Genomic DNA, 14403 nt, shown 5'->3' on the forward strand with positions numbered 1-14403 from the left:
TCTATTAAAAATTGTTTAATTTAGTTTGTGTTGTTATTGACAATAATTTTAAAAAAAAATAAAGTATGGCTTTTGATATAGACATGATTAAAAAGGTTTATGCAAACTTTGGCAGCCGTGTTGAGGCTGCGCGTAAAATAGTTGGCAGACCTTTAACATTATCTGAGAAAATATTATATGCACACCTTTGGGATGGAGATCCTAAAACAGCGTTTAAACGTGGTTCTGATTATGTAGACTTTGCGCCAGATCGCGTTGCGATGCAGGATGCAACAGCCCAAATGGCATTATTGCAATTTATGCAGGCAGGTCGCCCACAAGTGGCTGTGCCTTCTACAGTTCATTGCGATCACTTAATTACGGCTAAAGAAGGTGCCGCAATAGATTTACCTCATGCTAAAACAGAAAGTGCCGAAGTTTTTGATTTCTTATCTTCTGTATCGAACAAATACGGTATCGGTTTCTGGAAACCAGGTGCTGGTATTATTCACCAGGTAGTTTTAGAAAATTATGCTTTCCCAGGAGGAATGATGATCGGAACCGACTCACACACCGTAAATGCGGGTGGTTTGGGTATGGTTGCTATTGGAGTTGGTGGTGCTGATGCCTGCGATGTAATGGCGGGTTTACCTTGGGAGCTTAAATTCCCTAAGTTAATCGGCGTTAAGTTAACAGGTAAATTAAACGGCTGGACTGCTGCTAAAGATGTAATTCTTAAGGTTGCAGGTATCCTTACTGTAAAAGGTGGTACTGGAGCAATTGTAGAATATTTTGGTGATGGCGCTACATCAATGAGCTGTACGGGTAAAGGTACCATTTGCAACATGGGTGCGGAAATTGGTGCAACCACCTCTACTTTCGGATATGACGAGAGCATGGAGCGTTATTTACGTGCTACCGGCAGAAATGAAGTTGCTGATGAGGCAAACAAAATAAAGGAATATTTAACCGGTGATGCTGAAGTTTATGCTGAGCCGGAAAACTATTTCGATCAGGTTATTGAAATCGATTTAGATACCTTAGAGCCTTATTTAAACGGCCCGTTTACACCAGATTTAGCTACTCCGGTTTCGCAGATGAAAGTTGAGGCAGAGAAAAACGGCTGGCCTTTAAAAGTAGAATGGGGATTGATTGGTTCTTGTACCAACTCTTCCTACGAGGATTTATCAAGAGCAGCCTCTATCGCAAATCAGGCTATTGCAAAAGGTTTGGTAACCAAATCGGCCTTCGGTATCAACCCAGGATCTGAACAGGTACGTTATACTGCAGACCGCGATGGTTTTTTAAAAACTTTCGAAGATTTAGACGCTACAATTTTCACCAATGCCTGCGGACCATGTATTGGGATGTGGGATCGTACCGGTGCAGAAAAAGCAGAAAAAAATACGATCGTACACTCGTTTAACAGAAACTTTGCTAAGCGTGCAGATGGTAACCCTAATACTTTTGCATTCGTAGCTTCACCAGAAATGGTTGCTGCAATTGCAATCTCAGGTAATTTAGGCTTTAATCCATTAACCGATACGTTAACAAACGATAAAGGCGAACAGGTTAAATTAGATCCACCTACAGGTTTTGAACTGCCAACAAAGGGTTTTGCAGTAGAAGATGCAGGTTATCAGGCACCGGCAGCTGATGGCTCATCAGTTCAGGTTTTGGTTTCCCCAACTTCGCACCGTTTACAATTGTTAGATCCATTTACCCCTTGGGAAGGTACCGACTTAAAAGGTTTAAAACTTTTAATCAAAGCCAAAGGTAAATGTACAACAGATCACATTTCTATGGCTGGCCCCTGGTTAAAATTCCGTGGTCACTTAGATAACATTTCTAACAACATGCTCATTGGTGCGGTTAACTATTTCAACGATAAAACAGATAACGTTAAAAATGAATTAACTGGTGAATACGGACCAGTTCCAGCAACACAACGCGATTATAAAGCTGCTGGTTTAGGTTCTATTGTTGTTGGCGACGAAAACTATGGCGAAGGTTCATCACGTGAGCATGCCGCTATGGAACCCCGTCACTTAGGTGTTCGGGCTGTACTGGTAAAATCTTTTGCCCGTATTCACGAAACCAACCTCAAAAAACAAGGTATGTTAGCTTTAACCTTTGCCGATAAAGATGATTACGATAAAATCTTAGAAGATGATACCATCGATATCTTAGGCTTAACAGAATTTGCTCCAGATAAACCATTAACATTAGTATTACACCATGCTGATGGTACCCAAGAACAATTCCCGGTTAACCACAGTTATAACGATCAACAAATTGAATGGTTTAAAGCTGGTGGCGCACTAAATATTATTCGCGCTGAGGCAGCGGCTAAAGCAGCGCTTTAGTAGTCGGTAGTCCGAAGTTTGGATGAAAACAATATCAATCCCGTTCTGTTAAATCAGAGCGGGATTTTTTGTTCTTTTACCAGATACCGCTTAAAACGATATCTATTTATCCAATTTGTCACATTGAGCTTGTCGAAATGCCTTAAAATCATTTTAAAAAGTCCTTCCACAGGATTCCTTTGGACAGGGTGACAAATCCATTATTTAGGATTAACCTCTTTCTTTTTTTGGAAAGCAGTTGCAGTAGTTCTTAGGGCGGGGCTAGTCCCGCTAATGCTGCTGCTGGTTTAGAAAAAAAACCAGCATTCGCGTATATCGGGTTTAGATGGCAGAGACAGTGAGGAGCTTTGCCATACTAGCAGTAAAAGGACTTTCTAGCCCCGGGCGTAGCGGCATCCCTGAAGCGCAGCGAAAGGATACAGCGGAGAACGGGAACAAACTTTAACAGTAGCACTGCTTTTGCGCTTCAAAAAGCTACAATAAATCATTTCTTTAATTTTTGGAAAGCAGCTGCGGTAGTTCCTAGGTTGGGGTTGGTCCCGCTAATGCTGTTGCTGGTTTAGAAAAAAAACAGCATTCGCCTATATCGGGTTTAGATGGCAGAGACAGTGTGGAGCTTTGCCATACTAGCAGTAAAAGGACTTTATAGCCCCGGGCGTAGCGGCATCCCTGAAGCGAAGCGTAAGGATAGATAATAAATAATTGCCATATTTTTTGGAAAGCATTCTTCGAACATTTTCCTGGAAACAGTTCATTTTAAATATGGTATAAAGCGATATTTTGTTGTATAAATATGCATTGGGAAACATTTATAATCAATCATAAGTGAGGTTAAAAAGAAATGATCTCCGGTTTTCAATCGAATCTTAACATAGTGGTAATTTGTCCACAGAGCTGATCGGCGATTTGCAAAATCAAGATTATTTTCATGGTAAATTCCGATATGCTGTTCAATAACTTCAATATCCTTTTGCTTAAATTCAAACCGCTTGTTTTTATCTGAATAAAGATACAAATTAGAATTACCGAATATTATAAAGCTAGCTTTTCGATTTTTGATATAGTAAGTAATGTGTAAATAAAAAACGGGAAGCAAAAAGATGAATAAAACCGATAACATGTACCCAAAGAAACGGAAATCAACAAATGGCCACCAACCAAGCATATAAATAGCTAGTGGGGTTATGATTAATAGAATCCCTAATAGCCTACAATATTTTAAGGATTTAAATTGATGTTTAAGATCAATTTTGAAAGTTACATCCTCTTCAAAACTCGTAACCGCAATCATAGCAATGATGACATTTATTGGCTTTAATAGGCGTAGTTAGGGTTAAAAAGGCAAGTATAGTTGCCCAAATACTATATTTTTTATCTGTAGCTATTCCATAGCCTACATTGGTAGATCCACATTTTTCACAAACTGTTTTATCTTCCGCTGATTCTTCTTCATCAACAATTTCATCTGATGATTCAAAAGCCAAACTATGGTCTTCAACCAGTAAAGCATTAATGGCCGTTACATCTCTTTCAAAAACAATGAGTTTTACACCGCCAATGGCCTGATTGTAAAGTGGATTTAAGGTTGCAACATTTTCATCGGCCAGAAAACAGGCAAACCCACTATCTTCCAATTTAGCTTTAATGATATTGGCTTCCATCGGATTGTAATAGGTACTGTAAACTACTGTTCTATCATTCATCAACCAAACTTAAGAATTTGTTTAACATTGAAGGAGAAAAAGCGACATATAAACTAACTTTTCAGGAAGTTTTGCCACCAATAGCCCGAATCTTTAATGGTGCGTTCCTGTGTTTTAAAATCATTATAAATCAATCCAAAACGGGCCGTAAATCCTTCAGCCCATTCAAAATTATCCATTAATGTCCAGGCCATATAACCGGTTACGTTTATGCCTTCCTTTTTGAGTTTTAACAGAGCATTTAAATAAAGTTTAAAATATTCGATCCGTTCAGGGTCTTCTACCCTACCGTTGATCAACTTATCATGATAAGCAGCACCATTTTCCGTAATCAGGATATTTTTGACATATGGGTAAGCAGCAAACTGTTTCACAATATTATAAAAACTATCAGCATTTACCTCCCAGCCCATTGCGGTATGAGGCCTTTTCCTGCTTTTGGCTTTTACTTCCCAAGCCTGAACAACCGGGATAAATGCATTATACTTAACCACCAAAGGAAAATAATTTTGAAGACCGATAAAGTCAAAATCAAACTTCATCCGTTCGTGAAGCCGCCAGGTACCATATTCGATCTGAAATTTCTCTAACACATCCCAATTGGCGGTAGGAAAACCCATACCCTGTGTAGGTTCTACAAAAAGACGGTTCATTAGGCAATCAACCCGTTTTGCAGCAAGGATATCACTATCACTCTGGGTACTTGGAATTACTTCCGAGCAAGAGAAAGTAGTTCCGATATTAGCCTTGCTAATTTCTGCGCGTAAAATCTTGCCCCCATCTGCCTGGGCCAGTGCAGTATGCAAGACGGCTGAAAAGAAATTACCTAACCCTGTTTTCCCTGGGGCATGAACGCCTAACATATACCCCAAAGAAGTATAACCGAAAGGCTCATTTAACACAATCCAGTTTTTCACCTTATCGCCATACTCTAAGGCGCAGATGCTCACAAAAGCGTTAAAAGCAGCATTGATGCTAAAACTTGTCCAACCGCCCTCATCTTCTAAAGCCTGTGGTAAATCCCAATGGTAAAGCGTTATGTAAGGTGTTATTCCATGGGTTAAACATTCATCAATAAGATTGTGATAAAAACGGATGCCTTCCTGGTTAATTTCTCCCCTACCTGCTGGCAAAATCCGAGACCAGGCAATAGAAAACCTAAACACTTTAAAGCCCAGCAGTTTAACTAAAGCTATATCTTCAGTATATCGGTGATAAAAATCGCAAGCAGGATCTAATTTATGGTTCTTTTTTATTTTTCCATTTTTTGCTGTAAAGGTATCCCAAATGGAAGGGCCTTTGCCATATTGGGTGGCTGTACCTTCTATTTGAGCCGCAGCAGTAGCTACACCCCACAAAAAATTTTGGTCAAAATCACTTGCATTAATCATTCGTTATCAATTAATTGGCATAAGTTGCGAGTTTAATATTAATAAATCATTAAGCAATAAATTTTTAAAATAAAGATTTCTCCGCTGCCGTCGAATGATTCTTCGAAATTATGGCGCTTTGACTACAGTAGTATCCTGTGCTATAACTGGTACCGTGTAATTTCCAGTATCTAAACTTACTGTAGGCAATAGTTTTTTTATGCTGGCTAAATCTGCTTTAGCTATACCAGTATGATACACATACAGAAATTTTAAATTTTTCAGTTTCTTTAATTGATTAATCCCTTTTACAGTAATTTTTGTTCCGACCAAACTCAACGACTGCAGCTGTTCTAAATCTTTCAGCAATACTAAACCTGCATCTGTGATCTGGGTATTATTTAGGCTTAACCTGGTTAAGTTTTTACAATCCTTTATTGCAGTTAAGGTTTGATCGTTTACTTTATTATTTTCCAACTTAAGCCAAAGGAGCTGTTTTTCGATTGATTTTATCAGATCCAAAACATCTTTACCCATCGATTGTGCATTGATGAAATTGGCCGAAAGGTAATTGGTATTCTGGGCAACCGGAAATACCGCAATCCCTGCATCGGTAAACTTTTTCAATACTTTATTATCAACTGCCGAAACCTCTTCAGTTGGAATATCACTGGCTTTGATTTGTTCAGCCCCACTTTCGCCTTTTTGCAGACTGGCTAAAACAGTTTTTATATTTTCTGGCTGGGGAAGATCTTTAAATTTCTTTTTAAAATCGGCGCCATTATCAATCCACCATTTTAACAAGGCGATCTCATTGTTGGTGAGTTGAGGTTTTTCTTTAGGCGCCATATGGTCTTCATCATTCAACGGCAATAAAATCCGCTTCATCAGCTCACTATCATTGGCTTTACCCTTTACAATGGTGTGTCCATCTTCTCCACCTTTTAAAATATATTCTTCCTGGTCTAACCTTAGCTTGCCTTTTTGTTTTTCGCTGCCATGGCAACTATAACACCTATTTTGAAAGAGTGGCTGAATAGCATTTTGGTAAACAAAAGCCTCCTGAACATTGGGAATTGGTGGAATTGCTGCACCGCCTTTTGTACTGCCCGATTTTAACGGCGCGGTTAAATAATCAGAACCATGGGTTAAAGAACCTCCTAAGTGACCTGTAATTGAAATAAGCGCGATGAGAACCGCAGCTATTGTACCTAATATGGCATTTGATTTAACCTTTTGATAAATAATCCACAATATAAAAGATAAAACAGCAACACTGATCCCCATCCATTGGTGATTGCTCACGAGTTTAACGTCATAATCGCCACCATTGGCCAATAAATAACCAGTAATGCAGGATACGACAGCACTTAGCGCACCCAAGAGCAGCATAATAGGAATGGCTGGCTTTAGGTTGATAAACTTTGCAGCAAATGATAGGAGAATACAAATACAGCCAAGTAACAAAATCCCTATAGGAAGGTGGACAAAAACCGGGTGAAAGCGGCCAAAAAATTCTAACATCTTATTGATATCTCTTTCTTAATAAATTCATCATGTAAACATTTATTGCCCATTGATCGGCAACAGGTTGGCGTGTATATGGCAAGGTAGGCATATAATCAGCGGGGCCAAATTCGGTAAGAATAGTCATGCGCTCGCCGTTTTTCTTTTTGCGTGCTATAATTTTATCCCACCAGGCCAGGTGTGCTTCTACCACTTTTGCCCATTCTGGTGCCCGCGGATCGTTTACCTGTGGTCCTTCGGGGTGCCCAACCCGCGAGTGGATATGTTCTGCTTTTTCTAAAATAAAATCGATGGTCTGTTTCTGATCAGACAATAAACTCTCGTGCACATTGCACCAATGCGAAATATCTAAAGTAAATCTTAATTCTGGATTTTTTTCCGCAAAATTTCTGGCAACATGTGCAGCAAACATCATACGGCTACGATGCGTTTCGTGATAAACCGGTATGCCAGACGATTTGCTTTTGGCCGTCACGTAATCGATAATCTGCTTATTTTCTTCGTAAGTGAAATAATCTCTTCCCGAATGGCAGTTAATGTAAACTGGTTTTTGATAAGTATTGGCACAAATGGCATCTAAACTTTTTTTGAAAGAAGCGAAGTGTTCAGTTATGTTCGACTGCGATCCGGCACATAAAAATCCTATTTCCAGTTTATGTTTCTTAACCGCATCAAAAAGTTCTTTTATTGCTTTATCCTCGCCTGGCCACCATACTTCAATGCCATCATACCCTTCTTTTTTGGCTGCTGCGCAAAACTCATCTCTTGTGCCGCCAAAACCCCAGTCGGTTTGCATAAATAATAATTCATAGCCAGCTATTGCTTTTATATTTTTAAGTTCGCTGGCGCTCATGTTTTGGATGGGGGCTAAAATTGATGCTGCCGTTACAACAGCTGTATTTTGTAAGAATTTTCTTCTGGTTTGGTTCATTGGTTCACTGGTTATTAGTTCATTGTAGATTGGTCATTAGTTTATTGGTAACTGTCTATTGAAAATTGGTCATCGGGTTAATCGGTTAATCGACTCCGGACTCCGGACTTCCGACTCCTGACTTAAGCAACAATCTCTGAGATCACCTTACCTGCCACATCAGTTAACCTAAATGGTCTTCCCTGGAAAGGATAGGTAAATTGTTCATGATCGAAGCCCAACTGATTTAAAATAGTGGCCTGAATATCGAAGGCATCAACTTTTCCACTTACTGCACTGTAACCAATTTCATCTGTTTCGCCGTGTGTAAATCCTTTTTTCACACCTCCACCGGCCATCCATATGGTAAATGCTTCTGTATGGTGATCTCTACCTTTAAATGGATTTTGAATGCCATTTCTGTTTTCCATCATTGGCGTACGTCCGAATTCACCGCCCCAAACGACCAGGGTTTCTTCTAATAAACCGCGTTGTTTTAAATCGAGCAATAAAGCAGTAATTGGCCTGTCAATGGTTCGGCATTTATTCTTCAGTCCGATGTTAAGTGAGTTGTTTGGATTATCGCCATGCGCATCCCACCCCCAATCGAATAACTGCACATAACGCACCCCTTTTTCTACCAGTTTACGGGCAAGCAACACATTATTGGCAAAACATGCTTTACCCGGTTGTGTACCATACATTTCGTGGATGTAGGCTGGTTCATCGTTGATATTCATCACCTCTGGTGCCGATATCTGCATGCGGTAAGCCATTTCATACTGTGCTATCCGCGATAAAATTTCAGGATCGTTATACTCTTGATATTGTTGCTCGTTGGCTTTATTAATGGCTTCGATAGATGCTTTTCTCAAATCCCGGTTCATTCCATCCGGGTCTTTTATAAACAGTACGGGGTCTCCTTCACTTCTACATTGTACACCTTGATAAACAGAGGGTAAGAAGCCACTTCCCCAAACACTTTTTCCAGCATCAGGGAAACTACCGCCACTGGTAAGCACTACATATCCCGGTAAATTCTGGTTTTCTGATCCCAAACCGTAGGTTACCCAGCTTCCCATACTTGGTCTGCCCAATCGCGGTGAACCTGTATGTACCAACAGCTGAGCCGGAGCATGGTTAAATTGATCTGTTTTTACAGCTTTCAAAAAGCTTACCTCATCTACCATGGTAGAAAAGTGTGGCAGATTATCACTCACTAAGGCGCCTGATTGGCCATATTTGGCAAAATTAGCCTGTGGGCCCAACATTTTAGGCACCCCGGTTATAAAAGCAAATTTTTTCCCGGCAAGTAATGATGGAGGGCAATCCTGGCCGTCCATTTTCATTAGCTCTGGTTTAAAATCAAACAATTCTAATTGAGATGGAGCACCCGCCATGTGCAAATAAATTACACTTCGTGCCTTACCCACATGTGGTGGCGATTTTGGCAATAACGGATGTGCGGGATCGTAAGCGATCTTTGTTTGTGGACTCGAAAAAAGATTACCACAGCTACCCAATAGCGAACCCATTGCCAAAGCACCCAAACCCATCGCACTTTCTTTTAAAAAATGGCGTCGAGAGTGCAGGCGTGCATTTGCTTCATGTGCTTCTTTAATTAACCTATGTGCGTTTAATTCGTCTCTTGTCATAACCGGTCAAATCAATTTTTGGTAACCACTTCATCCAGGTTAAGCATTGCATTGGCCACGAGTACCATTGCCGCTTCTTCTGGCTTAAATTTCTTTTGTTTATCGCCCATAAATGCCGATACACTTGCCGAATTTTTTCTAAACTCGCTAAAAGCCTTGGCATAAAGGTCTTCGAATACTTTTAATCTATTTTGAGGGATTGTTTTATATAAAATCAATTCATAGCCCTTGGCAATTTTAGATTTACTGGTGCTTCCTCCTACTTTTTCCATACGCACCGCCAGTTTTCTTGCCAAATCGATATAAACACTATCATTTAAGGTTACCAGGGCTTGTAAAGGGGTATTGGTTCGGATACGGCGCGGACTACAAACCACCCTCGATGCACCATCAAAGGCGATAGCTGATGGATACGGAGCTGTTCTTTTCCAATAGGTATATATTCCCCTGCGGTATTGTTCTTCTCCACTACTTAGTACCCACTTAGCACCACTATAAGGCGAGAACCAAATTCCTTCAGGCTGCCAAGGCATTACCGGTGGTCCGTACATTTTATTACTTAATACCCCACAAACAGCAAGACTTTGATCTCTTACTTGCTCGGCACTTAACCTGATCCGCGAACCCCTGGCGTAAAACTTATTAAACAGATCTTTTTCTTTCAGTTCTTCGGTTACCTTACTGTCTTGCCTATAAGTAGCCATCATCACCAGTTCTTTCAACATTTTTTTAACGCTCCAGTTGTATTTGTACATAAACTGATAAGCCATAAAATCTAAAAGTTCCTGGTGCGTAGGAGCCATTCCCTGGGTTCCCATATCTTCTAAAGTTTCTACCAAACCGGTTCCGTATAATTGCTCCCATAGCCTGTTTACCATTGTTCTCGACACAAGAGGGTTTCTTTTATCGGTAAGCCACATGGCCAAGCCCATCCTATTATTAGGTGCATTTTTAGGCATGGCAAAAGCCAAAGAATTAGGCACACCAACTTTAACCTCTTTGCCTTTCGAAGTCCACGCACCACGCTCAAACACATAGTTTTTGCGTTGCATGCTCAATGGATTTTCGACCATAATCGGTGTAGTCGGCACCTTTGCATTCATTAAATCAGTAAATCTTTTTTTATTGGCCAAATACTCAGGTTTGCCTTTTCCGGGAAACTGTTTGGTAAAATAAAACCAGTCGAAGTACACCATAAATTCGTCAGGATTTTTTACCGAAGGATTGGTATACTTTAAATACACATCCTTTACCCCAATTTGCTTTGCAAAATCTATTTCTACATTTTCATAACCTTTAGTTTGGGCCAGTTTCCACGATTTTACGACAGGGCCGTTTGGTGAGCCTAAATGTAAACTCATTGTACCATCAGGTTTACTGCAGTTATAGCGCAAAATCAACTGATCAACATGGTTAAGGTCGACTGATTTTAATCTTGCTGTAGAGCTATTTTTAAAATACAATGCAATGTTATTATTACCGATTACTGAATTCACTAATTCATCGGCTGTTGTAGAGTTTATTGCCGGCTGACCCGTTTTTAAGAATAAATCAATTTCAGCAGCTCTTTCTTTACCCGCAACAGCTTTAACCCAGCTGTTTAAATAATTGAGCTCGTTTTTAAGGCTATCATTAAAATCTTTAAGTAATGGGTATTCTGCAGAAACGTCTTCATCCCTCGTATTGTTAAAATACGACATGAATTTATAGTACTCATCATGTTTAAAGGGATCGTATGGGTGGCTATGGCATTGTACGCAAGAAAAAGTTGTGCTCATTAACCCTTCCCAAGTGGCATTTACACGATCTAAAACCGCGGCGGTTCTAAATTCTTCATTATTGGTCCCACCCTCATCGTTGGTTGGGGTATTTCTGCTGAAAGCCGTAGCAATATATTGGGCATCTGTCGGATTTGGAAATAAATCTCCGGCAATCTGATCAGTAATAAATCGATCGTATGGCATATCACTGTTAAACGCTTTAATCACCCAATCGCGATAGCTCCAGATGTTTCGGTTAGGATCACTCTCATAGCCTTTAGTATCAGCATAACGCGCTATGTCCAGCCACATAGACGCCCAGCGTTCGCCAAATTTAGGCGAAGCCAATAAACTATCAACTAGCACATTGTAGGCTGCCTGCTCATCTTTGCTATTCAAATAAAATTTGGCCAGTTTGTCTGAAGGATAAGTACCGATTAAATCTAAACTTACTCTCCTCAATAAGGTTGCCTTATCAGCAGTTTTAGAGGGCTCCAGTTTATTTTCTTCTAGTTTTGCAAAAATAAATTTATCCAGATCGTTGCGTATCCAGCTATTATCCACATCTGGTAGTTCGGTCGGTTTTACACTAACATAAGCCCAATGGTTGCCCCATTTTGCACCTTGTTTTATCCAGCTACTAAGGATATCGATCTCATCATCATTTAAAGCCGGGTGCTTATATGGCATCCTTTCTTCAGGATCGTTAGATTTTAAACGTTTAATAAATTCACTATCCTCCGGATTACCTGGAATAATTGCCGGTTTGCCACTTTTGGTTTTAGCCAAAGCTTCTTCCCGAAACAATACACTAAAGCCGCCCTGCTGCTTAACGCCGCCATGGCAAGAAATACACTTTTTATTTAAAATGGGCTTAACCTGCGAATTAAAATCGATCCGTTTCTCCGACGAAAAAAGTGAAAAGGCTATTAAGATAATCGCAACCAGCATGAAGCCTGATGCAAATAATATTTTCTTTTTCAATAACATTTTGGTTAGAATAAATTTAAGCTAATTTTTAAAGCTCGTAATTTGTATACAAAGTTAAATTAAGCTAAACATTATCAAAATTACTACAGAGGCGAAAATTAGACTAAATCGCTAAGATTTCGCTTCCTTTAAATCAAAGATCAAGAAAAAAATAAAACACAAAAATGTATTAACTTGCTCAAAAAATGGATTATCTTACTTTTTATTAAGAATTAACAATGGAGAAACGCCAAGTAGGACAAAAAAATAGTTTTGATTTTCAAAAAGCCTTAATAATTCCTAGGAATGTACTAATAAAACAGTGCACTAAAAATGAAATCATAAACAATTTATTTATTACCGACATTGGTTATTACCGTAAGGCATTGAATCACTATATAAAAAGGAATAATGGTTCGGAACAGCACATTTTAATTTATTGTGTAGAAGGAAAGGGAAACGTAGAATTTCAGGGTACTAACTATCATATTGAAGCAGGTAATTTCATTATTATCCCGAAAGAAACAGCACATACTTACCAAGCTGACCCAACGTTACCATGGACTATTTATTGGTTCCATTTTTCAGGGACCGGTGCTGATCAGTTGGTTGCTTCGCTACAGAATTATAAGGCTTATGCGGGTTTTAGTGAAGAACGGAACATATTGTTCGATACAATTTACAACCGATTAGAAAGAGGTTTTAGTAGAGAAAATATAATTTATGCCAATTTATGTTTCCACCAATACATTGCTGAAGTTGTTTATACCGATAAACACCTGGTTAACGATAAAATTATGGAGCCTGATAAAGTTGAAGAGGTTATAGATTTTATGCGGAAAAATATTGAAAAGATGCTTAGTTTAAAGGAAATGGCACTGGCTGTTTACCTTTCACCTTCCTATTTATCGGCCATTTTTAAAAAGAAAACCGGAACCTCACCTATCGATTATTTTAACCAGCTCAAAATTCAGAAAACAACACAGTATTTGCTATTCACCAACCTGCGGATTAACGAAATTGCACAAAAAATCGGCATTAACGATCCTTATTATTTTAGCCGGCTCTTTTCAGGTATCATGGGCATTTCGCCGAAACAATATCGCGATAATAGGTTTAATTAAGACATTTTGGGACTGCAGTCAAACGTAATTATCTAAGAGGATTTAATATTTCAAACCATTCTTTCAGAAATATAATGATCAATATCAAAATTTGCCCAAATAATTTCCCGATCCATCATGGTGAAACGTTGATAGTGATTATATATTGATGCCACCTTAAAATCTGGCTCCATAACCAGCCACCACGTTTTACTATCGGATTTTAGATCCACGCTAACTAAACAATACATCTCTTTTATCTCATCCAATGATTTTTCAAAGTTGGTATTCTCGAATCTTTTAAAAATTAAATATTGCAACTTGGCAATTATAGCTTCATAATCAGAGGCTAGTTTTTTAACAAGTTCAACTTTATCATCTATTTGCTGATCTTGGTTTTCTGTACCAATTGATAATTCAATATTATGATAAGGATGAAGATTTGGCACTACCCCAAACCAGTTTTTATCTTTTCTGTTGTAGGTTAATCGTCCAAAAGGTTCAACAATAATGCTTTTGGAATCAGTACATACACTTTCTTCTTCTTTCCGAAGCGGGAAAACCTTTAAACAAATAAACATGGTCAAAAACGAAGGTCCATAAGTAACGACAAATTCATCAACACTGAGAGACATTAACTTTCCAAATACCAATAAGTAAAGCATAAAAAATGCCATTGAAACCATAAGCGCATTATTTACAATCCTCTTTTTATTATAAACTGATTGTGCTATGCCATTAATTTTACGCATATTAAATAAAAGTGCACAGAAAGTTAAAGCGATAAATACGGCGGCGTCTTTGAGATCCAAATAAACATTAGCGCTATAATTTGAAGTAATAATTGGCAATATCTTAATGTATGCCATCATAATTCCAAAGGTTACCGGAAGACTAAGCAATAGGGTAGTTAATGTTACTTTTAAGATATAAATGAGGGCCTGTTTCATGAGAAATTGTAATTTAGAAAAGTTTTTAGCATTTTGTTAATGTTACCTTGCAGTCAGATGTTACCATCTAATTGGCAGTAAATACATGCGGTTTAAAGCCTTAAACTTAGC

Annotated in this window: 10 protein-coding genes; 2 read left to right on the forward strand and 8 right to left on the reverse strand. The window is 38.8% G+C overall.

Annotated elements, in window-relative coordinates; genetic code table 11:
• The first annotated feature begins 65 nt into the window (after nt 1-65).
• On the forward strand, nt 66-2345 hold the full coding sequence (locus tag ACN9MR_RS18630) for an aconitate hydratase (RefSeq protein WP_426325923.1): 2280 nt from the start codon (nt 66-68) through the stop codon (nt 2343-2345).
• Between the two features lie 751 nt (nt 2346-3096).
• Here ACN9MR_RS18630 and ACN9MR_RS18635 read toward each other — a convergent pair.
• The 7 genes from ACN9MR_RS18635 to ACN9MR_RS18665 form a co-directional block, all read right to left on the reverse strand.
• The gene (locus ACN9MR_RS18635) at nt 3097-3636 is read right to left on the reverse strand and encodes a hypothetical protein (RefSeq protein ID WP_426325925.1); all 540 of its coding nucleotides are present in this window, start codon (nt 3634-3636) and stop codon (nt 3097-3099) included.
• Complete coding sequence (locus ACN9MR_RS18640; protein WP_426325927.1) at nt 3614-4048, reverse strand: DUF2007 domain-containing protein; 435 nt, start codon at nt 4046-4048, stop codon at nt 3614-3616. Before ACN9MR_RS18640 ends, ACN9MR_RS18635 begins: the two co-directional genes overlap by 23 nt.
• A gap of 53 nt (nt 4049-4101) precedes the next feature.
• Complete coding sequence (locus tag ACN9MR_RS18645) at nt 4102-5439, reverse strand: GH1 family beta-glucosidase (RefSeq protein WP_426325929.1); 1338 nt, start codon at nt 5437-5439, stop codon at nt 4102-4104.
• Nucleotides 5440-5547: 108 nt separating this feature from the next.
• Nucleotides 5548-6942, reverse strand: coding sequence for a c-type cytochrome domain-containing protein (locus ACN9MR_RS18650; RefSeq protein ID WP_426325931.1), 1395 nt, complete (start codon nt 6940-6942; stop codon nt 5548-5550).
• A gap of 1 nt (nt 6943) precedes the next feature.
• On the reverse strand, nt 6944-7876 hold the full coding sequence (locus ACN9MR_RS18655) for a sugar phosphate isomerase/epimerase family protein (protein ID WP_426325933.1): 933 nt from the start codon (nt 7874-7876) through the stop codon (nt 6944-6946).
• Between the two features lie 122 nt (nt 7877-7998).
• Nucleotides 7999-9510: a DUF1501 domain-containing protein gene (locus ACN9MR_RS18660; protein WP_426325935.1), complete on the reverse strand. Its 1512-nt coding sequence runs from the start codon at nt 9508-9510 to the stop codon at nt 7999-8001.
• 11 nt (nt 9511-9521) lie between these two features.
• On the reverse strand, nt 9522-12260 hold the full coding sequence (locus ACN9MR_RS18665) for a DUF1553 domain-containing protein (RefSeq protein ID WP_426325937.1): 2739 nt from the start codon (nt 12258-12260) through the stop codon (nt 9522-9524).
• A gap of 218 nt (nt 12261-12478) precedes the next feature.
• On the opposite strand from ACN9MR_RS18665, the gene ACN9MR_RS18670 reads away from it, so the two are divergent.
• Nucleotides 12479-13363 (forward strand): AraC family transcriptional regulator, encoded by an 885-nt coding sequence (locus ACN9MR_RS18670; RefSeq protein ID WP_426325939.1) that lies wholly within the window; start codon nt 12479-12481, stop codon nt 13361-13363.
• Between the two features lie 50 nt (nt 13364-13413).
• Here ACN9MR_RS18670 and ACN9MR_RS18675 read toward each other — a convergent pair whose 3' ends face one another.
• Complete coding sequence (locus tag ACN9MR_RS18675; RefSeq protein WP_426325942.1) at nt 13414-14292, reverse strand: hypothetical protein; 879 nt, start codon at nt 14290-14292, stop codon at nt 13414-13416.
• Nucleotides 14293-14403: the final 111 nt, after the last annotated feature.

The sequence above is a fragment of the Pedobacter sp. R-06 genome (assembly GCF_049913135.1).
GTDB lineage: Bacteria > Bacteroidota > Bacteroidia > Sphingobacteriales > Sphingobacteriaceae > Pedobacter.